Consider the following 23429-nt stretch of genomic DNA (forward strand, 5'->3'; position numbering starts at 1 on the left):
CAGAAAATATGAACCGATCTTTTCTCCCGGCCATCGTGGCGCTGCTGCTTTTTTCGCAAACACTCTTTGCACAGGTAACACCCACTGCCAACTGGCAGCTGCAGGACGCTTCAAAAGTGCCGCAGCCGGGCGCAGCAATAGCACAACCCGGTTTCTCCACCAATGGCTGGTATCCTGCTGTGGTACCCGGAACGGTACTCACCACGCTGGTACATAACAACGTATACCCGGAGCCGTTATATGGCGAAAACAACCGCCCTGGCAGGATTCCGGAAAGCCTTTGTCGCACTAACTGGTGGTACCGCACGGAAATAAAAATACCGTCATCTTACAAAAACAAAAACAGCTGGCTGCACTTCAATGGTATTAACTATACCGCACGGGTATGGGTAAACGGAAAAGATATCGGGGAGATACGTGGCGCCTTTGCCCGGGGCATCTTTGATATTACAAGCGCCGTAAAGCCCGGAGAAACGGCCGCCATAGCGGTATTAGTATCGCCGCAACCCAATCCCGGCGAGCCACACGAGCACACCATTGCGCAAGGCATGGGTAAAAATGGCGGCATTACCGCAATGGATGGCCCCACGTTCCTGTGTTCTATGGGCTGGGACTGGATTCCCGCCATCCGCGACCGGAACACCGGCATTTGGCAATCCGTATATCTTAACGCTACCGGTCCGGTACTTGTAAAAGATCCGCTGGTAACTACCGATCTTCCACTACCAGCATTGAATACGGCAGATGTAAAAATTGCTGCCACCGTACAAAATATAACCGGCCAGCCGCAGCAAGGCATATTAAAAGGCGCCTTTGGCAACGTTGCTTTCAGTGAACCCGTGCAGCTGCCTCCTCACAGCAGCAAGCGGATCACCTTCGACCCCGCCACACTGCCACAGTTAAAAGTAAAGCAACCCAAACTCTGGTGGCCCAATGGCTATGGCCCGCAAAATTTATACACCCTGCAATTACAGTTTAATATCCAGGACAAAGTATCAGATGAACAACAACTTGATTTTGGTATCCGTGAAATCAGCTACACCACGCCCTCTTCAGAAGATCTTACTATTTCAGTAAATGGCGTAAAGGTTTTCTGTAAAGGCGGCAACTGGGGCATGGATGAAGCCATGAAACGTATTCCAAAAGAAAGACTGGAAACACAGATCCGCATGCATCAGCAGGCGCATTACAATATCATCCGCAACTGGGTAGGCCAGAGCACCAGCGAAGACCTGTATGCACTCTGTGATAAATATGGCCTCATGATATGGGATGAGTTCTTCCAGCCCAATCCCTCTGATGGCCCCAACCCGGCGGATATCAATTTATACCTCGCCAACGTAAGGGAAAAAATACTGCGCTTCCGCAATCATCCGTCTATTATACTCTGGTGCGCACGTAACGAAGGCAACCCGCCTAAAGTAATAGATGATTCATTGCGCAATATCATGGCCGAACTGGAGCCGCTGCGGCTGTACCAGCCCAGTTCTACCTCCGGGCGCGGCGTACACTCCGGCGGTCCGTATTATACCCGTAAACCGGCGGAGTATTATGTTTTCACGGAGTCGTTCAAAACAGAGATCGGCAGCTTTTCTATTCCAACACTGGAATCGGTGCAGGGCATGATGCCGCAGCAGGACTGGGAAGTGATCAACGACGACTGGGCCGAACACGACCTGGCTACAAAATATTACCGTAACATGATCGCCAAACGCTTTGGCGAAGTAGCCAACCTGGCCGACTTTGTAAGAAAATCACAACTCGCTAATTATGAGTCGTACCGCGCTATGTACGAAGGCCGTAACGCAAAAATGTTTAACCCCTCCACCGGGGTTATTACCTGGATGAGCAATCCCGCACAGCCCAGCTTTGTATGGCAGCTTTATCACCACGACCTGGAGCCTAATGCTGCGCTGTTTGCCGTTCAAAAAGCCTGCGAGCCCATACATATCCAGCTGAACGAAAAAGAAGGAAATATACAGGTGATTAATAACGGGCCAGCCACCTTAAAAAACGCACGCGCACATCTTACTATATTCAATACAGATGGTACAGCAGTGCTCAAACAGGATTATAACGTTACGGCCTTACCAGCCGTGGCAACGGATCTTGGGCTGGTGAAATGGCCCGCGGATTTATCACCGGTGCATTTTGCGAAGCTAACGCTGCACGATGCCACCGGCACGCTGCTTTCTGATAACTTCTACTGGAACACGCTTCCGTTAGGATCAGACCAGTTAACAGGACTCGAAAAGATACCCGTGGTAACCCTCACGGCAACGGTTAAACGCCGGCAGGTACAAAACAACTGTTTGCTGGAGGTGAGCCTCCATAACCCATCTACGCACATCGCGGTAATGGCGCACCTGCAGCTGCACCGGCAAGGTGGTGACCGGGTACTGCCCGTTTTCTATTCAGATAATTATGTTTCGCTGACTCCCAATGAAACAAAAACAATTACGATAGAAGCCAGCGAAGCAGCCCTGCAAGGCAGCAAGCCACTGGTTTTAGTAGATGGCTTCAATGTAAATATAAAAGCACACAACGATCCGGATGCAGCCATTGCGCTGAATGAAAACGCACAGGTAAGCCATTGGCCCATCACACATTTACCCAGGCCCGACAGCACCACACAAAAAAAATAACCCATGTTTACATCGAGGCGCGACTTCCTGAAAATAACCACCCTCGGCAGTGCAGGCTTGCTGTTACCGCCTGTCAGCGCATGGGCGGGCGTTTATAAAGATGAACTGACTACATTGAGTGAGCAATTGCTGGAACAATGGGGCGAAAGTTTACTGGCGCTACAGGTAAACCAGCCGCAGGTAAAAGGATTGCATGGCGGCATACTGTGCCCCGCCTGCGCCACCATACATGGCCGCTGCGGCGATGCTATCTTCCCGCTATTATATCTTGCCAACAAAAGAAAAGAACAACAGTATGCAGATGCGGCCATCCGCTTGTACAACTGGATGGAAAACATGGTGAGCACGCCCGACGGCGCCTGGGTAAACGAAGTAAGCGTAAGCGACTGGAAAGGCATCACGGTGTTTGGCGCTACCAGCCTGGCAGAAGCGCTGATCCACTTTGAACAGCTGCTGGATAAGCCTACACAACAGCAATGGAAAAACCGTTTACAAAAAGCAGGTGATTATCTCTATAAAAATTTTACGATCAACACCGGCAATATCAATTACCCCATCGCCGGCAGTTATGCTTTGTGCCTGATAGGTACCTATCTCCAACAACCCCATTTTATTACCAAAGGTAAAAACCTCGCAAAGGAATGCCTCGCCTGGTTTACTGCCAATGGCCTGATATATGGCGAAGGAAAACCGGTGCCGGAGAAAAGTGCAAAAGGCTGTTATTCCGTGGACCTCGGCTACAACGTGGAGGAATCCCTTCCTTCACTGGTGCTGTATGCAAAACTAATGAATGACACTCCCCTGCTGGACAAGCTGACGCACTCCTTAAAAGCGCACCTGGAATTTATGCTGCCCGACGGCGGCTGGGATAACAGCTGGGGAACCAGGAATTTTAAATGGACATACTGGGGCAGCAGAACCAGCGATGGTTGTCAGCCGGCCTATGCCCTGATGGCTGACACTGACCCTGCCTTTTACAAAGCAGCCCTGCAAAATACCCGGCTGCTGGCACAATGCACGCACAACAAGTTATTACATGGCGGTCCTCATTATGTGCAACACGGGGTATTGCCCTGTGTAAGTCATTCGCTGGCGCATAGCAAAGCATTAGCCACGGTTTTGCTTCAGGCTCCGGCTATAAAAGAGCGTACCGGGTCGCTCCCACGGGAAGGTATATACGGTGTAAAGTCGTTTCCTGAAATCAATACCTGGCTGATCTCCACTTATAAATGGCGGGGCACCATCACCGGGTACGACCAGGAGTATTCCATGAAAGGCGGCCATGCTACCGGCGGCGCTTTATCCATGCTCTGGCATGAAGATACCGGTCCCCTGCTTGTTGCAAGCATGAACCGGTATCAGATGGTAGAGAGCTTCAACATGCAGCGGGATAACGATCCGCAATCTGTTTGCTTTACACCTGGCTTTAACATAGTGTCAGGTACGCAGCTGTACCAGCACACCAATGATCTGAAAGCAACCGTTGATTATAAGGAAAACAACGGGCAGATAATGTTTAACACGCATTCATTACTGGTAGATGAAAACCAGTTGCCCGCTGCTTCGCCGGAATGTACGATCAGTTATATTTTTGAGAAAGAGGTGTTTCATATTCACGCTACCGCGAAAAACGAAAAGGCCGTTTATAGTTTACCCGTTATCAGTACGCACAACGAACCCGTTACACTTCTCTCTGAAAACAAACTGGAAATACGCAAAGCGGGTAGTATTGTGGAGATAAGCAGCAGCGCTCCCATAAAAATAACCCGGGCATTAACGGATCGTGCTTTCAATTTTGTACCCGGGCTCGAAGCCATTCCACTACTATTTGAAACGAATAATATCGACATAAAAATTTCCGTAAGACCACGCACATGAAAAAAGTATGCTTACTCATCAGCGCTGCCTTGTATGTTGTTATGCCCGCAATGGCACAGCAAGGCCCTGCCAGGTTCGATAAATTCAGGGAACAGGCCATCACGGATGTTCGTCCGCAGGGCTGGCTGAAAGAATTCCTGCTCCGGCAGCGTAGCGGTCTTACCGGGCATCCGGAAGTATTATCGTATCCGTTCAACTCCTCTTTATGGGCAGGCGTTATTGACCGGGTAGGCGAACAACACGGCGCCAACTGGTGGCGATATGAACAAACCGCTTACTACAGTGATGGCATCCTGCGGTTGGGTTATTTATTAAATGATACGGCACTCGTAAATAAAGCGCGCGCAGGTATTCACTATACACTGGCGCATGTACAATCCAATGGCCGCCTGGGCCCGGAACTATTCGCCAGTCAGTGGCCTATCGCTGTTTACTTCCGGGTGTTGCAGGCGGAATATGCCGCTACCGGTGATCAGCGGATTATTGCTGCCCTGCACAAACATTACCTCAGCTATACGCCCGAAGAAATAGGCAATGCCAAACGCGCCATTGTAAACATTGAAGGTATGCTGTGGACCTATGGTAAAACCAACGATCCCCGCCTGCTGGCGCTTGCGGAAGCAGCTTATGCCAAAGGCAGTTTTGAACTGAATATGCAAACGGCTTCTTCGCCGGATACCCTGGTGCTGCACGGCGTTACCTATATGGAAATGGCGAAGCTGCCTGCCATCCTGTACACTTACACCGGTAAAAAAGTATATCTCGATGCAGCGTTGAATGCCCTGTACAAACTGGATCGTGATCATATGCTGCCGGATGGCATCCCCAGCTCCAACGAATTCCTAGCGGGCAAAGATCCGTTGCAGAGTCATGAAACCTGCGATATCACCGACTATACCTGGGCAGTGGGTTACCTGCTGATGGCCACCGGCGATGGCCGCTGGGCCGATAAACTGGAAAAGGCCATCTTCAATGCCGGTCCGGGCGCGGTGTCCAAAGATTTTAAAAATCTCCAGTATTTCTCCAGCGTTAACCAGGTAATCGCCACGGGACAATCCAACCACAACAAATTTGCGCATGGCTCTACCTGGATGGCTTACTGGCCCTGTCATGAAACGGAATGCTGCGCCGGTAATGTACATCGCTTTATGCCCAACTATGCCGCGCGCATGTGGCTGCGCGATACCGCGGGAGGCCCCGTGGCAGCGCTTTACGGGCCATCCGTTGAAACGCTTGACTACAAAGGAAACCAACTCACCATTACCGAAAGTACCCGATACCCTTTTGCAGATCAGTTGCAGTTTACCTTTCAGATGCAGCAGGACATCACCATGCCTTTCACCTTCCGCATCCCCGGCTGGTGTACATCAGCTATCGTGAGCATCAATGGAAAAAGATACAATGGCGCATTAACGCCTGGTTCCTTTGTAACCCTGCATCGCAAATTCCGTAACAACGACCAGATCAATATACAATTCCCTATGCAGCCTCAGCTCGTACAATGGGGCCAGTGGGGCGTTACCGTGGAACGCGGCCCTTTACTATACGCTTATCCCGTTCCGGAAAAAGTAACCACAGATACCGCCACTTATGCAAATCTCGGTGGCAAAAAGTCAGCAGATCCTGGTTTTCCCGCATTGGATATCCGCCCTGCGGGCGACTGGAACTATGCGCTGCTGGCGCATCCCGCGCAATGGCAGGTAACAGAAAACAACAGCAATACTTATCCCTTTGAAACAGCCGCTGTTACCATTAAGGTACCGGCCAGGAAAATTAACGACTGGCATTTATCAGAGAACCGTTACACGCCCCCTTTACCAATACCAGGTTCCTTCCACTATGAAACAACAACCGATACCATCACCCTGGTGCCGTATGGCATTACCAGGCTACGCATGACGGTATTCCCGGTGATCCCTTAATACATTAAACCCTTTAACTATGACTATCACAAACATCTCCCTTTTAGAAACTACAGCGGGTACTACCGCCAATGAACTTTGCAATCTGCTGGGATATTATACGCCGGGCGACGGCGGCGGCGGAGACTTTTACTGGCAACCCACCAATACTACCGGCGACAACCGCGGTACCATCATCGTAGTGGCCGGCGCCGGCAGATGGCTCCGGGTAGACACCAATCTCTTCAACGTAAAATGGTTTGGTGCAAAAGGCAATGCCTCCACGGATGATACCGTAGCCATTCAGAAGTGCATTGACACCGCCGCCACCGGCAGGACCATTTATTTCCCAAAAGGTAATTACAAAGTAACCGCGCAGATCAATCTTAAAACAGGACAAACCTACACCGGCGAACAAGGCGACTACGGCATTGTAGATTCCCCTACTCCTACCATCCTGGACTTTACCACCGCCACCGGCAACATTCATTGTCTCAACTTCGACGCCACCATCGGCGCTACTGGTCCCACTATCAGGAACCTCACCCTCAATTGTGGCGAAGCACTTACCGGCATCCGCTATTACAGTACCAACTATTCCAACTGCTACCGCCCTACCCTGCAAAATGTAGATATACGGCTGAAAGAAATTGCCGATCCTGCACAAACCTGCATATGGTGGGAACCAGTGTATCTCGGTACCATCGACAGATGCCTGCTCCGCGGCGGCAGGATAGGCATAAAGCTGATCGGCTGTTTTATGAACCGCATCATCAATGTAACCACGCAGCAAGGTATTTATAACAACGGCAATCCGCCGGTAGCAGCCATCTATACCAGGCAAACCAGGGCCGGCAAAACAGGCTCCTATATAGGCGGCAGGAACTTAATAGAAACATCCGAACCACTCATCATTTCGCCCGATGCCAACAGCGTGATGATTGATACCGACGGCGGCCTGATCATCCGCGACACCGCACTGGAAGTAAACAATGGCAGCAGCACCGGCACCGCAGCCAAAGCATTGATATGGATGCATAAAGATGGTACACAGTCGCCCTTCCGGTCGGACCTCCTGCTGGAAAGAGGCGCTGTACTGAATACCGCCGCCGCTACCGGCGCCAACAACGGCAGGGCGCAATACGGCATCCTCGTGGAAGCGGGCATGTTTACGCGGATCGTGGCCAGGGGCGTTTCGTTTAAAGATAACCCCGTGGTGATCACGAACGCCGGCAACACCGGGCTTGCTACCTCCGGCACCGACTTCCAGCGACTCGATGTACAAGGCAACGATTTCGCTACGGCATATTATTCGGAGTATACCGGGTGGAAGCCTGCTACTGCTTATGTTGTGGGGCAAACCGCACAAAACGGGTTGAATGTATACATCGTAACAACCGCCGGTACTTCTGATGTTGCGGGCGGCCCCACCGGAACAGGCGCTGGCATCACCGACGGTACCGTGATCTGGAATTTTGTAAAAGAGAACACCGGCCCCTTCCCGTTAAAACGTTACCGCGAAACCAACAACGACGTATACATTGTTGGAGATGCCAGGGGCGTGAAAGATAACCAGTTCATTAACGCCAACGGCTCTACGGAAAGATTCGGCGCCGCCTGGGGATTTTTCAAAGCAACCGTTGATCCCGGCAGCATCAGCGATAACCAGTCGTGCATAAAACTGCGGTACGACAACGCCCCGCCTTATAACACCCCCATGAAAGCCACGGTGGTATTACGCCGGCTGGCAGCAGGCGCTTCTGCAGGCAGGTTCAGCATGCAGTGTTCTTCCAGCGGTGGTACTAATTTGTTAGGGAGATGGGACTTCAGTAACATCCCGCTTAACGAAGATAAACAGTACGTGGTAACCGGCTTTGCCATTCCTTCCACTATGCCGGTGGCAGACTTTTCCGCCTGGTTCCGCGACAATGCCAATCAGCCGCTATGGGACAACATTGCCGTAAGGTCCGTACGCGTGGAAAAAGCCACTACCTTTTCCGGTACCGTTACCATCAGTGATATGGACACCTTTGCAGATGTTACCGCATCCAGTTTTCAGAGCAACGATGTAACGCTGGTCAGCTACCCTAACTTTTTACTGCCCGGCACCGCTATCATCTCCCTGGGACTGCCCGTGGTAACAGCCGGTATGCCGCTGCTGCTCATCAATACTCCTTATATCAGTAACAGAACTACCAGCGGTTTTACTATCAACCTGTTTCTGAAACCGGGTACCGGCAATAGTGTTACGATACCCTATACCATTACCTATTAAACCATTCACCACAGGCGAACCCTGCCTGTGGTGGATAATTTTCCGGGCATTCACCCGTTTTAAGAAAGAATCTGTCTATAAGATTTATATACCAGCGTGCAGGAAAAAAGAAAACAATAATGGGGAAGCTATCAATTATCCGGAATACGCTGTTAGTCATGTTTGGGTGCAGCAGTTATTTATCCGCCAGCAGTCAGGGTACACAGGCATATGACCCTGAAAAAACCTATGCCGCGCCAACCGAAGAAGCCGTGAAAGCCAATTTATCACATTGGCAGGATCTGAAGTTTGGCCTGTTTATGCATTGGGGTACCTACAGCCAGTGGGGTATCGTGGAATCATGGTCGCTTTCCCCGGAAGACTATCCCTTTACCAAACGTACAGGCCCCTACGCAGCAAACTGGTTTCAATACAAACAGGCATACGAAAACCTGCAAACCACTTTCAATCCCATCCACTTTAATCCCGATAAATGGGCCGACGCCGCAAAAGCAGCCGGGATGCGCTATGTAGTGTTTACCACCAAACATCATGATGGCTTCTGTATGTTTGATACGAAGTACACCGACTATAAAATTACCAGCGCCAAAACACCATTTTCATCCAATCCACGCAGCAATATTTCCCTGGAAATTTTCAACGCCTTCCGTAAAAAAGATTTTATGGCCGGCGCCTACTTTTCAAAACCCGACTGGCACTCGGAAGATTACTGGTGGTCTTACTTCCCGCCGAAAGACCGCCACCAGAGCTATGATAAGAAGGCATATCCCGAACGCTGGCAACGGTTCTGCGATTTCACCTATAACCAGATCGAAGAACTGATGACCAACTACGGCAAACTGGATCTCCTCTGGCTGGACGGCAGCTGGGCGGGCATGGATATGAAGCCCATTGTAACAATGGCGCGCAAACACCAGCCCGGCCTGATTGTGGTAGACCGCCACGGCGCAGCAGCATATGTAAACTATCTCACCCCGGAACAAAAAATCCCGGACCATTATATCCCCGTTCCGTGGGAAACCTGTATGACGCTGGGCCGCTCCTGGTCGTACATCGTAAAAGAAAATTATAAACCATCGCGGCAGCTGATACAAATGCTGGTAGACATTGTAGCCAAAAACGGTAACCTGCTGCTCAACATCGGCCCCGGTCCTGATGGCGACTGGCACGCAGAAGCCTATCAGCGGTTAGCCGATATCGGTAAATGGATGAAAACAAACAGCGAATCTATTTACGGCACCAAACCTGTTGCTCCTTACCGCCAGGATAAATGGGCTTTTACAAAAAGTGAGAAAGCCCTTTATCTTTCCTATCTCCCGGCAGAAAAAGAAAATACTTTACCAGCCGCTATCAGCGTGCCTTTGAAAGAAGTGAACCAGAAAGCAGTCGTCACTTTGCTGGGCGTTAAAAAACAACTGACATGGAAACAAACGGGCGATTCCATCACCATCAGCATTCCGGAAGCCGCGCGTGAACAGCTGGCCGGGGAGGCAGTATGGGTTTTTAAAATGAATTAACTATATAGATATGCCGCTAAGATTGACAGGTGTAGTGTTGCTTTTTTTTGTATCACTATCATTGCATGCACAAACAGATTCGCTTAATTCCATGCAGGAATACCGCATCCGCCAGGGCTTACCCAACTTTTTTGCGAAGTTGAAATCCGGCGGACCGCTCACCATCGCTTACTTTGGCGGCAGTATCACCGCCGCTTCCGGTGGCTGGCGCGACCAATCCGTAAAATGGTTTCAACAGCAATACCCGCAGGCGCAAATAAAACAGATCAATGCCGGCGTAGGCGGCACCGGTTCCGACCTCGGCGTTTTCCGCGTGCGCCGCGATGTGTTGTCGCAACAACCCGATCTTGTGTTCGTGGAATTCGCTGTAAACGACGGCGGCCCCTATGTACATCAAACAATGGAAGGAATTGTGCGGCAGATCTGGAAAGCCAATCCATCCACAGACATTTGCTTTGTATACACCGTGGCCGGTAATATGCTGCCGGTGCTGCAACAGGGACAACTATGGCCCACCATGCTGGCAATGGAACATATTGCACAGCACTATGGCATTCCTTCGGTACAACTGGGCATGCAGGTATTGGCGCTGCTGAAGGAAAACAAACTGGTGTTCCAGGGCAAACCGGATCAGTACCCGGACAAACTCGTTTTCTCCGGCGACAACATTCACCCCAACACCACCACCGGCCACCGCCTGTACACCGAAGCGCTGGTGCGCGCCATGCAGCAGCTAAGGAACAATGATCAGCCTTTTAAACACCCCCTTATTGATCCCTATACCAAAGATAACTGGGAAGATGCACAGCTGGTTGCTGTGAAAGACCTGCCCCGGACCGGGCAGTGGACTGATCTTTCCAACAGTAACGACTCCGTAGCGGTTCAATTCCGCCAACGCTTTCCATTGCTTGTTAAAGCCACACAACCCGGATCATCGCTGCAGATAAGATTCAATGGGCGCCTGGCAGGTTTATACGACCTGGTAGGCCCCGGTTGTGGGCAGTACGACGTAACGATAGATGGACAGGCGGCCAAATCATATCCCCGCTTCGACCGTCACGCCGTGTACTACCGCTCACACTACTTTTTCCTGCCCCTGCTCGATGCCGGACCACACACTATTAACCTGGAAGTATCCGCAAAAAAATTAGACAAAATGGCCATCCTGAAAACAGGCGACAACCAGCCCGGCAACCTGGATAAATATAAAGAAGATGCCTGCTATGCAGGCTGGCTGCTGCTATTGGGCAGCCTGACAAACCAAAACAAATGATGAAAAAGATTTTAGTGCTGCTATTTCCGTTCTTTAATACAGTACATGCCGCACCACCGGCATACGATATCTGCGTATATGGCGGCACTTCCGCGGGGGTTATAGCTGCCTACACCGCAAAGATGCTGGGGAAGTCTGTATTGCTGATTGAGCCGGGGAAACATGTAGGCGGACTATCGGCCGGCGGACTCGGATATACTGATATCGGCAATAAATACGCGGTTACCGGTCTTGGCCTTAACTTCTACCGCCGCACCGGCAACTACTACGGTAAATTTGAATCGTGGATCTTTGAACCGCATGTAGCGGAAAATATTTTCCTGCAATACCTGCGCTCCGCCAATGTGCCGGTGCTGTATGAAAACAGGCTGACTGCCGTAAAGAAAGAAAAAGGATTTATAAAAGAAATAACGGTTGAGTATAACGGCAACCCACATACGAATACTTTGATCCGGGCAAAGCTGTTTATTGATTGCTCCTACGAAGGCGACCTGATGGCAAAAGCAGGCGTGTCCTATGTAGTAGGCCGCGAAGCCAACAGCGTTTACAGGGAAACATTCAACGGGGTGCAGGTAAAAGAATCGCAAACGCCACAGCGGGGCAACCAGATCCCCGACGGCATCGATCCCTATAAGATACCCGGAGATTCCACCAGCGGCCTGCTCTGGGGTATCAGTAACGCCAGCCTGCCACCCACCGGCAGCGGCGACAACAAAGTGCAGGCGTATAACTTCAGGATTTGTCTTACCAACGATCCGGCTAACCGTATTCCTATCACAAGGCCCGCCCGGTACGATTCCACGAAGTATGAACTGTTGCTTCGCTATATCAGCAAGCTACCCAATGCATCCGTGCGCGACTTTATGAAATTTGACAGGATGCCTAACCATAAAACAGATATCAATAATAACGGTGGTTTCTCTACCGATATGATCGGCATGAATTACGACTACCCCGACGGAGATGCAAATACCCGCCGGCTAATTATACAGGCGCATGAAGATTACGACAAGGGATTGTTATATTTTCTGAGTCAGGACCCGCGGGTGCCGGCATCTATGCACCAGTTCATGGCGGAATGGGGGTATCCTGCGGATGAATACCCCGACAACGGCCACTGGAGCCCGCAGCTATATATCAGGGAAGCCCGCAGGATGACCGGCGAATATATCATGACACAAGCCAACTGCCAGGGGAAAACAACCGTAAACGATGGCATTGCGATGGCGGCTTATGGCATGGATTCCCACAACACACAGCGGCTGGTGATCAATGGCATGGCTAAAAATGAAGGAGATGTGCAAAGAGGCGTGGCCGGCCCCTATCCCATTTCCTACCGGGCTATGATACCCAAAGCCCGTGACTGTAAAAACCTGCTGGTACCGGTTTGTTTATCGGCCAGTCATATTGCCTATGGGTCTATCCGTATGGAACCGGTATTTATGGTGCTGGCACAATCTGCCGCTACCGCCGCGGTGGTGGCGATAGACGGGAATAAGGCCGTGCAGGACATTCCCGTTGACAAGGTACAGCAAATGCTGAAAGACAACCCGCTGGCAGATGGCAGTACCCCGGAAATACTGGTAGACAATGCTGATAGTACGCACGTGGTAAAAACAGGCGCATGGCAACTTCAAAAGGGGGAGCATTATGGCCCCGATGCGTATATCAACCGGGCTGGCAGCGACGGGGCTGCAGCAACGGTCCGTTTTATCCCGCAGGTAAAGGAACCCGGCGACTACCAGGTGTATACCTATGTTTCTGCCAGGGAAAAAGGGATTTCAGCCAAAACATCCATCACTGTGTTTAACGGCACAGCCAGCGAAGTGCAACTGGAAACAGCCGGTATTGCCGTACAGGGGCAAACCGGCGGGGAATGGCTCCCGCTGGGAACCTATCAATTCCGGGAAGGAACCGGCGGATACGTGGAATTCAGTAACAAGGGAGCTAACGGCGCCATAGTAGCGGATGCCGTGGTTTTTGTACCCGTATCCGGAAATAAAAAATAAATGAGGGAAACTTAACAAAGAGATATTAACTTTAAGTACACGTTATAGAGATTTTTACCACGTTAATAAGTATCTCTTCATGAATAATAATGACGACGGGCTTTTATTGCACCAACTCAAGGAGGGTGATATAAAAGCGTATGAACAGTTATTTAAGAAATACTACAAATCGCTGAATGTTGACGCTTACTACCTGTTAAAAGATGAAACAGAAGCGGAAGATCAGGTACAATCCCTTTTCATCGAAATATGGGATAAACAACTGTATCTTAACATTACCTATTCCGTTAAATCTTACCTCCACACTGCTATCCGTAATAAATGCCTCAGCTTTATTGAGAAGGGAAAAAATGAGCATAAAAGATTTCACGCGTATGCCAACACACTGGAAGATAAGATCAATGAAAATATTGTCGAGAATAAAGAGACTGCACAACAGATAGACCTTCTCCTGAATGAGCTTCCCAACCAGCGCTTAAGGGCTTTCAGCCTGGTGTACCTGGAAGATAAAAAGTATAAAGAAGCAGCGGAAGAAATGGGCATCACCATTAACTCTGTTAAAACGCACCTGAAGCTGGCACTAAAAATCTTACAAAAAAAGTTTGCGGGCTACAAATAACGATCACCCGTTTTTGCGCAAAAATCGTCTTTAAGTTACAGATGGAAGTAAACAGAGAACATATAAGAGCACTACTCTTTGAGAAAATAACCGGATCTATCAGTGAAGAAGATGACCGGCTGGTGACCACTGCCATTGAAAATGATGCGGCCGTAGCTGCTATGTGGCATAACATCCGGCAGGAACTGGACAATGATAAAGGCCGGCGCTTCATAGCCGGTATTGATGAAACACGCGGCTGGAACAACGTAAAACCTCAACTGCAACCCCGTTCAAAAATATTCCCCCTGCGGAAATGGCGTATGGCCGCAGCCGTTGCATTGCTGATAATAGCTGCCGGCGGGGCCTGGTATTTTTCCGGCAGAAATATTTCTCCCGGGCCACCAGCTTTACCGCTTGCCAAAAACACACTGCAGCTAAGGTTATCGGATGGGAAGGATATTCCGCTGTCCTCGTCTGCCAGTAATATTATTACGGCCGGTTCCATGAAACTGGTTACCAATGGCGACAGTCTTACCTATACCGCGCCCGAAAACACCACAGATGAATGGGCCACGCTGATGGTACCGGGAAAACTGGATTATAAAATAGTATTGAAAGACGGCACAGAAGTATGGTTAAACTCACTGTCCAGCCTCCGCTTCCCCTATGCTTTCAGGGGTAGTAACCGGGAGGTATATCTATCTGGCGAAGCCTATTTTAAAGTAGCAAAAAATGAGCACCAACCTTTTATTGTGCATGCCGGGGAAACAACGGTGGAGGTATTGGGCACCTCTTTCAACATCCAGGCATATGAGCCCGGCAGCGTCACCACATCGCTCGTGGAGGGAGCTGTAGTAAGCAGCAGAAAGGATGTCAAAGTGAAATTATCCCCCGGTTACCAGTCGGTATATGAAGATGGGAAATTTACTACCACTTCTTTTGATGCATACAATACCCTGTCGTGGATGGACGGCACCACCCATTTCCGTGATGAAAAACTAAGCAGCATTGCCGTGATCATTTCCCGCTGGTTTGAAGTGCCGGTTATATTCGATAACCCGGCCCTGGCCAACGAAACGCTGTCCGGCGCCATAGATAAGCGTAAACCATTGGATGTATTCCTTACCAACATTGCTATTTCTTCCGGTGTTCAATATTATTACAAGGGCAATGTGCTGCACCTGAAGTAATTCATTTTTTACCGTTCACCCATATCCGTAGAATTTAAGTCCTAAAGATGCGTTGTATATTCAGCACTTAAGTTTTACTATTTTGAAGAACCGTATCATTGCCTCTTTTACCGCCCTCCTGATCACCCTTGCAGCATATGCACAGGATACCCTCCGCCTGAACGGACCCTGGAAGGTACAGCCCGCACAATCACAGGCGATAGCTCCCGATAGCAGCCAGTGGGGCTCCATCACCGCTACAGACTGGAGAAGGATCACCACCGGGAAAAACAGCGCCTGGGCAAACACGCCGCAGGATAAAGTGAACAGCCTCTGGTATGAACAACAGGTAAACGTTCCGGCTGACTGGCAGTCCAAAAATGTGATCGCTGACTTCAGGCGGATAGAAGGCGATGCGGTCATCTTTCTTAATGATCAACGTGTAGGAGAACTGCTCAGGCCCGGTGGTGAAATAAACCTGAGTCCCTTCCTGCGTTACGGCGCACCAAACACGCTTCGCGTTTTTATTACCAGGGATTATAACGGTATCTCCCGGGGTTTTACAGCAGATCCGCTTCGTTATCAGTCGAGGCACGGCAGCGGGAACATCATCCCCGTATCAGATTGGCCGATGGGCATTACAGCGCCTGTTACCATTATTGCCCGGGCGCCGCAAGCCATCACAGATGTGTTCTGCATTCCTTCTTTCAGGAATAAATCGCTCACCCTCGAAGTGGAAGTGAACGCAAAAAATATCACCGGCACTTATGATTTGCAGGCAGAGATCATTGATCAACACCATACCCGTGTGCTTACTCTTTCCAGTAAAGCATTGCAGCTGGTGAACGGGAAACAGGTGTATCGTGTAACCGCAAACTGGCAAAACCCCATCTGTTGGGAACTGGACAGTCCTTACCTCTACCAGGCAAAGGTGGTATTAATGCAGGAGGGCAAAACGCTTTGCCGCTACCCCGATGTAACGTTCGGGTTCAGGGAAATATGGACCGCCGGCAACCAGCTATTGATGAACGGTCACCTCTCCCGCTGGCGGCTTACCGATGTGTATGGCGCCAATCAATATGGCTTGTCGCTTTACCGGCTGATCGGCTACAACGTAGGACAGTTCCAGCCTCATCACAAACTGTGGTGGCTAAACGATGCAGAAACGCCGCTTCTTAATGAAGACATGCTCAATGAAATGGACCGCACGGGAATGGGCTGTACTGTGCCAGGGCCCTCGGTTTCCGTGATACGGGATAAACTGCTGCATGATCCAAAACTGCAAAACGACTACCAAAAAGAAGCCGCCTACTTTACACGGCATTACCGTAACCATCCCAGTATCCTCGCCTGGGTGATTGCCATGAACAGCGCCAACCCAAAGTCAAATATCGATCCCGCCAGGATGGGGAAACGCGATTCCGTTTACTCCACGCAGGGCAAAGTGATAGACCTTGCGTGTACCATCGTGAAAAAGGAAGATCCCACCCGGCTGGTGTTTGCCCATGCCGATGGCAGCGTGGGCGATATCTCTTCCGCCAACGTATACCTGAATTTTGTACCCCTTCAGGAAAGGGAGGAATGGCCGATGGCCTGGGCAAAAGAAGGGAATATGCCCTATTCTGCCGTTGAATTCGGGCCTCCTTACTGGAACAATTTCTGGAAAGGAAAGCAGTTCCTGCTTACGGAATATTTATCCATGTACCTCGGTGATGCTGCCTATGCCACCGAAGGAGAGAACGGATTACGGCAAACGATCGCAAAAAGCAATGCTGCCGGCAGCGCCACCTGGGAGCAAATGGACTTTCAGCAGTATCCCGGCTTCTGGCGTTTCCAGGAATTGTTTACCCGCAATACCAACCGCGCATGGCGTACCTGGGGCGTAAACGGAGGCTGGCTATACTGGCTGCTGGAAGGCTACGGCAACCCCAACGGGGAAAAGTTGAAAAGCTTTACGCAACGCTACAAATCACTCACCGCCCCGCTAACCGGCAAGCCCGCATGGGCCAATCCGCGTTACGATATTTTCCAAGAAGCTAATCAGCCATTGCTTGTTTACCTCGCCGGATCGCCGGTCCATACCGATAAAACACATACCTTCTTTGCCGGCGAAACTTTTGAAAAACAGGTAGCCGTGGTATGGGACGGTCCGCATAAGATAGCGCCACAGGCAAAATGGATGCTCAAACAAGGCGATAAAGTATTTCAGCAGGGATCAATGTCGCTGGCAGTAAACGGCGGCGAAATAAAGCTGTTCCCGCTGTCCCTGAAAGCGCCGCAGGTAACTACCCGAACAGATATGCAACTGGTGCTTACCGTTGCCGGGGCAGGCAACGATACTTTTCCGCTCACGGTTTTCCCGCGGCCCGCAGTTGCGGCTGTGAAAGTGCCGGTGTGGCTGTATGATCCCGCGGGAAAATCGGCTGCTTCACTGAAGCAGCTGGGCATACAATATTCCGCATGGAAAAAAGGCAGCCACATTTCCCCGGACGCTGTATTAGTGATAGGCCGTGAGGCCCTGCAGCCGGGCGATACGCTGCCTTATACGGAGAAGGATGTGGCCGCAGGATTACGTGTGGTGATCCTGGAACAACAACCCACTGTATGGGAAGGTATGGGTTTTGAAACGATAGAAACGATGCCGCGCTATACGTTTATCCGTGACCGGGAGAGCCCCCTCCTCGCAGGGTTGCAGCCAGCAGATATGATCAACTGGCGGGGCAGTCCCGATCTGCTGCCGGAAGGCAAACAGGCGAAGAGCTATGATACACAACATGCGCCTAAATGGACCAATCGCCACGCCGTTGCCTCCGTAGCGCTGAAAACCCCTGAGGTGGCCGGTTTCACGCCCATCCTGCAAACTGAATTTGACATGGCGTATACGCCTTTGCTGGAATGGCGCTATGGTAAAGGCAAAGTAACTTTCTGTTCACTGGACCTCACCGGCCGCGTGGGCGTTGATCCCGCTGCCACCCTGCTGGCGAAAAACCTGTTCACTTCACAACAGCCATCCCTTCCCGGGTTACGTGATGTATATTATACCGGCGACAGCACCGGCAGGCAGCTGCTCCTCAACGCAGGGGTCGCCTTCCGCGATGGACCGGCTACCGGTAATGCTATATGGGTACTGGGCCCGGATCAAACCACCACACCACCACAGCTCAATACATTTGTTGCCGCAGGAGGCATTGCATTTTATCTTCCGCAAAAACAATCATTGCTCGCCGGGCAGGGACTAAATACAGCAGCTAAAACCATGATACAGGCGCACCCCGGGAAAGGAACTCCCTTACTCCGGGCTATCGGACCTAACCTGCTGCGGTGGCGGGATACGCTACAAGTAACGGCATTTACTTCTTCCCCGTTACTCGACGGACTTCTTTCTGAAGTAAACACCCGCAAAGGGAAAAGCATCTATCTGCAACTTACTCCCGGTCAACTGGCACAACGTTATACAGCAGCCCCGGAAAAACAGGAAGCCATCCAGTTAAGCGTGATCCGCATACACCAACTGATAGCGCAACTGCTTACCAACGCAGGCGCTGCGCCTTCCCCTGCAATGGCCCGCAAGCTCTGTAAGGTGAACCGCCCGCTTTCTTTCCGCACACTCAGCTCCTGGAAAGTGCTGGGGCCTTATACTGCATCAGGCGGGGCAAAGGCGCTGGCCACCACTTTTCCCGGGCAAGAAGATGCTATTGCCGGTGCTGAAAACCCGAACCTCACCTATAAAACGGATGAGGGCAAAGTGCTGGACTGGCGGCAAACAGCAGATGCCGGTCATAATGGCTTTGTGGACCTCAGTAAAGTCTTCGGTGGCAAAGATGATAATGCCGTAGCGTATGTAACCAAAAGCGTGAACAGCCCGTCGGCACAGAAAGCCATTCTTCGTATGGGCGTCGACTACTGGATGGAAGTATGGTTGAATGGCAAATCCATCCTTCGCATAGATGCCAACCACCAGAAGCGGGAAAATGAATTTATCGTGCCCGTTACGCTTTCCGCAGGTGAAAATATGCTCACCATCAAAGTAGTCTCGGGTAAAGGAGGATTCGGTTTCTGGGCTAATATAGCATACCCCGAAGCCGGCGAGGCCCAAAGCAATGCATCGGACAAGAATAATTTTTACCCGGTGGCATATAAATTTTTTGATCCCTACCAGTTTACGTACTGGTAGGCCGGAGTTCTGTATATTTGGAAACCCAAATGCGGCAACCATGACAGAACAGCTATTTATCATTGATACCGATACAAAACTCCGGGACGTAGACACAAACAGCTACGGCAACTATATAGCGATTACTGAAAAAAATGAAATAATAGCTCCCTTCTTCCGCACCCAACTACCGGAAAACTATTTGTCTTTCAGGGTCCGGCGGCTAACGGATAACTTGTTTTTAGTGCTTTCAATACCTGCCAAAGGGGAACACAATGCCCTGATTTATGACTGCGAAGGCAAACTGCAGTTATCATTTTTTGCAGGTACCGGTATTGAAGAGGTGCTGGTTTTTAAAGACAAAATTGTATTCACTTATTTTGACGAAGGCGTTTTCGGCGACGACGGTCCTAACCTGGAAGGCTTAGCCGTTTTCAATTTCCGGGGGGAAATGTTGTATGGCTTTAACTCCAATGCCAACTGGTTAATCGCCGACTGCTACTGTGCCTGTAAGCTGGATCAAAACACCGTGTTATTTTATCCGTACACCGATTTCCAGGTGATAGCGCTGAACCTTAAAACCTTCGCCTGGAAACAATACGAAACACCGGCCGATTTTCGGGGCGCCCATTCAATGGTGTATAACCGCGGACAGGTAATTTTACATGGCACTTATGAAAACAAAACGAACTTCTTCCTGTGGAATATCGCAGGAAAAGAGGTCACAAAGTTCGGTACCTTTGACGGCGGATTGAAAGGACTTGAAGAGGGGAAATTTATGACCCTGAAAAGCAATGGCTTTAGCATCATCAATCCGCTTGAAGAATAATGATTCTTTTGACGGAATCTCGGTTAGTCATTATGTTTGAAACATTAAAACCAAGCCTATATATGTACCTCAGAACTTTAACGATAGCAGCAAGTGCCAGTGTACTTTTTGCCTGCAATTCTTCCAAAAAACAATCTAATACAGAAGATAGTACTGCTTCTCCCCAGGTAACCGGCACAACACAGGCAACTACAGCCCCACCGGCTGATACAAAAACATTTGACATTACTGCCATCCCGGTATCAGATAAACCACTTGGCGCATTCCCATATTTCAGTCTGCCGGATGGTTACCAGAACTTTTCAAATAATAAGGTATCAGACTTTGATGTTGCTTTCTTCTGGGTGAAAGATCACTTTGAAAGACCCGAAGGAAAAATATTCTATAACCGGGTCACTGCCAAAGAGGGAAAATCGTACAGCGACCTTGAATTGGCCAGAAACCTGGAAGAAGTTATTACAGGCGTTGGCGGAGTGAAAGTTTCCGAGGCCAAAGTGCCGGGGGATTCCTCTGCTGTGATTCCGGAAAACAATAAGCTGAAATATATACAGGGTTATGGTTTCCTGGGAAATGCAGTTACTACTACTTTCCTGATCCGTCGTGCCGACAGGAACATCTGGGTACAGCTTACGCCAACAGATGACGGCGCTTCTGCCGGATGGATGATCCTCGAAACAATACCTTTTAAAGCCACTGCCTCCCTTATCAAAGCAGATGAAATAAAAAAGGAGCTTGACACAAAAGGACATAACAGTAGTGAAGCCGGTAAAGCGAAAAACCGGAGAGTGGAGATCCTAAAAATATAACGGCGATAAAATCTTTAAATAAAAAGCCTCCAGGTTGTACAACCTGGAGGCTTTTTATTTATCTCAATACACCACACTAGCTTACCATCGGCAAATACTTCTTCCGGTTTTCAATAATTACCCAGATATTAATTACCAGCATCACAAGTGCAATAGGCAACCCTGATGGAGCGTTGAAAATGTTAGTTAAAACAACTCCTACCATTACCGGGAGAATAACTATTGCGCCGAGCGCCCTTGTTTTATTTGGAATAAAAAGCGCGCCGCCAACTACTTCTATTACTCCAACAAGTGGCATTAACCAGCTGATCTGCATGAAGGCGCCCATTAATTTCATCAGGCTTTCAGGCATGTCTTTGGGTACCGGCATGTAGTTAAAGAATTTGTTCAGTCCCGCGTTAATGAACATAAGTCCGAAAAGCAGACTTACTACGAATAGGATTTTGTTTTTCATAGTGTTTAATTTCCGTAAAGATACATTTCATTTTTATTTGCAGTATATCTGCAGTATCAGTTGTGAAGAAATTCTATTTTTTCAATGATGGCAGCAGTTCGTCCAATCCTTCCATAGCCATTGCCAGTCCTTCTTTGAAGCCCATTTGGATAGTGGCTTCCAGTTGAGCCAGATCCGCATAGGAAATGTGTAATTCCACCAAAGTGACCTCTCCTTTGTCAACAAAGGTGACGTTCCATTCCGCCTGTGGCAACTCTTTATTTACATTTCCGTCGGCATCTGCAAAAGCGTCAAGAACGGTGAATTTTTGCTGCGCCTGGATGTTTTTGTAGTTGGCCAGTGCCCAGTGTTCTTCACCTTCCGGGCCTACCATTGCATAGTGCCAACGTCCGCCTTCCCTGAAGTCCATCGTTTTTGTTTTTGCCTTCCAGGGCTTTGGCGCCCACCACAGATCCAGGATTTCGCTTTTCGTATAGGCGTCCCAAACCAGGGGAAGTTCTGCTGCAAATTCCCGTTTAATTGTGATGGTTTTGTTTTCCTTGTTTACAGAAAAATCAAAAGCTAAGTTCATACTCATTTCTTTTTGCTTTTTATAGTTAACAATACTTTGTCAAGTTCGTTAAATCTCCCCTCCCACAACTTCCTGAATTGTTCCAGCCATTTGTCAATCTCCTGCATTTTATTTCCATTAAGCTGATAAAAAATTTCCCTGCCCGACTGCTCCTGTTTAACCAGTTCGCATTCCGTGAGGATGCGCAGATGTTTTGAAACGGCCTGCCGGCTCATATCAAAATGTTCAGCAATGGCGTTGGGTGTCATTGCCTGTACGGCAATAAGTAATATAATGGCCCGCCTGGTCGGGTCGGCAATAGCCTGAAAAACATCTCTTCTCATTTCTCCGTTAATTTATTCGCGCAACCGTTCAGTTGCAAATATAAGCAACTAATTGGTTGCACAAAATATTTTGTGTGTTTTTTTAAGGGGGAAGCAAATATTATCTCCGGTAATCTGATAAGAAGAAGATCAACTTTCTATCATCTTTTTCATGATCCCCAGCGTACCGTTCCAATAGAAATTGAGATGCTGGTATATAGTATCCGTGGGGAAGTTAGTGAGTGTTAACGTCAACAAGGTATGCTCCTCCTGTGGCGTCAGTGCAAACCTGATAACCGTGTAGTTCTCTTTGCTATCAGGCAACCGGGATAACGAACTTAGAAAATCATAGCTCACTGCATGATCCGGTGAATACTCCAGCACCGTTCCTTTGTTCTCAAACCTTGCATGATGGAAACCGCTGATGACTAAAGGAGCACCCACCTCCCAGGTAGTAACAACGCGGAGATCCAGCGCTGCTTCTCCCATCCATTGCGTCATTAACTCAACGTCTGTAATTGCGTTCCATACTTCCGCCACAGGCGCATTGATCATTATTTTTCTCTCTATTATCTTTTCCATTCTCTGCGCTTGATAATTTTTTAAAAGCTAATCTGTTTTTTTCAGATCCGGTGACAGCGCCGTATAATCGTTTACGTTATATGCCGCCCTTCGAGATAGGCCAGCATTCCTGCCACCACTACCTGTAAAATTAAAAACGCTGTACCAAATAATGTTGTCCCGGAAATATAAAAGATCAGCAGCACCACGCTGGTGATAGTCCACAGCCAATTTGCGTAAACAAGCGCCCTGAGCTGCAATACAGAAGGCTGGCGTTGCAGCGCCAGGCTCACCGCCAGTAACGCATATGCCAGCGTAACAACCGCGATCATCGCAACAATATTCACGGGCAAACCGAGGAAAACAGCTAAGGTCCGGAACCACAATAAGCCCACTACCGCAGTACTGCCACCCAGCAGGCTATCGGCCCAGAGTATTTTTTTCAGCAAGGGCAAATCTTTCATCCTATGAATTTAGCTAAACTT

General features: G+C 49.5%; 17 protein-coding genes. 12 read left to right on the forward strand and 5 right to left on the reverse strand.

From position 1 onward, the window contains the following. Positions 1 to 8 precede the first annotated feature (8 nt). The 12 genes from PV783_RS32595 to PV783_RS32650 all read left to right on the forward strand — a co-directional run bounded on the left by PV783_RS32595 (position 9) and on the right by PV783_RS32650 (position 21056). Positions 9 to 2645, forward strand: coding sequence for a glycoside hydrolase family 2 protein (locus PV783_RS32595; protein ID WP_420990930.1), 2637 nt, complete (start codon positions 9 to 11; stop codon positions 2643 to 2645). A 3-nt stretch (positions 2646 to 2648) separates the two neighbouring features. Beyond that, positions 2649 to 4523 (forward strand): hypothetical protein, encoded by a 1875-nt coding sequence (locus PV783_RS32600; RefSeq protein ID WP_420990931.1) that lies wholly within the window; start codon positions 2649 to 2651, stop codon positions 4521 to 4523. After that, the gene (locus tag PV783_RS32605) at positions 4520 to 6445 is read left to right on the forward strand and encodes a beta-L-arabinofuranosidase domain-containing protein (RefSeq protein WP_420990932.1); all 1926 of its coding nucleotides are present in this window, start codon (positions 4520 to 4522) and stop codon (positions 6443 to 6445) included. Before PV783_RS32600 ends, PV783_RS32605 begins: the two co-directional genes overlap by 4 nt. A 19-nt stretch (positions 6446 to 6464) precedes the next feature. Further along, positions 6465 to 8699 carry a glycosyl hydrolase family 28-related protein gene (locus PV783_RS32610; protein WP_420990933.1) on the forward strand — a complete coding sequence of 745 codons (2235 nt, stop codon included), beginning with the start codon at positions 6465 to 6467 and terminating at the stop codon, positions 8697 to 8699. 119 nt (positions 8700 to 8818) lie between these two features. Continuing rightward, a complete protein-coding gene (locus PV783_RS32615; protein ID WP_363436638.1) occupies positions 8819 to 10216 on the forward strand; it encodes an alpha-L-fucosidase in 1398 nt (465 codons plus the stop codon). A 10-nt stretch (positions 10217 to 10226) separates the two neighbouring features. Then, positions 10227 to 11489 (forward strand): SGNH/GDSL hydrolase family protein, encoded by a 1263-nt coding sequence (locus PV783_RS32620; RefSeq protein WP_420990934.1) that lies wholly within the window; start codon positions 10227 to 10229, stop codon positions 11487 to 11489. Then, complete coding sequence (locus PV783_RS32625) at positions 11489 to 13498, forward strand: FAD-dependent oxidoreductase (RefSeq protein WP_420990935.1); 2010 nt, start codon at positions 11489 to 11491, stop codon at positions 13496 to 13498. Before PV783_RS32620 ends, PV783_RS32625 begins: the two co-directional genes overlap by 1 nt. 79 nt (positions 13499 to 13577) lie before the next feature. Continuing rightward, positions 13578 to 14117 (forward strand): sigma-70 family RNA polymerase sigma factor, encoded by a 540-nt coding sequence (locus PV783_RS32630; RefSeq protein WP_079472223.1) that lies wholly within the window; start codon positions 13578 to 13580, stop codon positions 14115 to 14117. Positions 14118 to 14158: 41 nt separating this feature from the next. Then, positions 14159 to 15289: a FecR family protein gene (locus PV783_RS32635; protein ID WP_420990936.1), complete on the forward strand. Its 1131-nt coding sequence runs from the start codon at positions 14159 to 14161 to the stop codon at positions 15287 to 15289. Positions 15290 to 15371: 82 nt separating this feature from the next. Then, positions 15372 to 19442, forward strand: a complete 4071-nt coding sequence (locus PV783_RS32640) for a glycoside hydrolase family 2 TIM barrel-domain containing protein (protein ID WP_420990937.1) — start codon at positions 15372 to 15374, stop codon at positions 19440 to 19442. A gap of 40 nt (positions 19443 to 19482) precedes the next feature. Continuing rightward, positions 19483 to 20250, forward strand: a complete 768-nt coding sequence (locus PV783_RS32645) for a hypothetical protein (RefSeq protein WP_420990938.1) — start codon at positions 19483 to 19485, stop codon at positions 20248 to 20250. 62 nt (positions 20251 to 20312) lie between these two features. Next, positions 20313 to 21056 carry a hypothetical protein gene (locus PV783_RS32650; protein WP_420990939.1) on the forward strand — a complete coding sequence of 248 codons (744 nt, stop codon included), beginning with the start codon at positions 20313 to 20315 and terminating at the stop codon, positions 21054 to 21056. 76 nt (positions 21057 to 21132) lie between these two features. Here the strand turns inward: PV783_RS32650 and PV783_RS32655 are convergent, their stop codons facing one another. The 5 genes from PV783_RS32655 to PV783_RS32675 all read right to left on the reverse strand — a co-directional run bounded on the left by PV783_RS32655 (position 21133) and on the right by PV783_RS32675 (position 23408). Further along, entirely contained in the window at positions 21133 to 21510 is a 378-nt protein-coding gene (locus tag PV783_RS32655; protein WP_079472230.1) for a DoxX family membrane protein, read from the reverse strand. A gap of 73 nt (positions 21511 to 21583) precedes the next feature. Further along, the gene (locus PV783_RS32660; protein WP_420990940.1) at positions 21584 to 22087 is read right to left on the reverse strand and encodes an SRPBCC family protein; all 504 of its coding nucleotides are present in this window, start codon (positions 22085 to 22087) and stop codon (positions 21584 to 21586) included. Further along, entirely contained in the window at positions 22084 to 22404 is a 321-nt protein-coding gene (locus PV783_RS32665) for an ArsR/SmtB family transcription factor (RefSeq protein ID WP_079472232.1), read from the reverse strand. Before PV783_RS32665 ends, PV783_RS32660 begins: the two co-directional genes overlap by 4 nt. Positions 22405 to 22533: 129 nt before the next feature. After that, positions 22534 to 22965, reverse strand: coding sequence for an SRPBCC family protein (locus PV783_RS32670; protein ID WP_420990941.1), 432 nt, complete (start codon positions 22963 to 22965; stop codon positions 22534 to 22536). 71 nt (positions 22966 to 23036) lie between these two features. Then, complete coding sequence (locus PV783_RS32675) at positions 23037 to 23408, reverse strand: hypothetical protein (protein ID WP_336388318.1); 372 nt, start codon at positions 23406 to 23408, stop codon at positions 23037 to 23039. Positions 23409 to 23429 lie beyond the last annotated feature (21 nt).

The sequence above is a fragment of the Chitinophaga sp. CC14 genome, from assembly GCF_048957795.1.
In the GTDB taxonomy this organism is placed as follows: domain Bacteria; phylum Bacteroidota; class Bacteroidia; order Chitinophagales; family Chitinophagaceae; genus Chitinophaga; species Chitinophaga ginsengisegetis.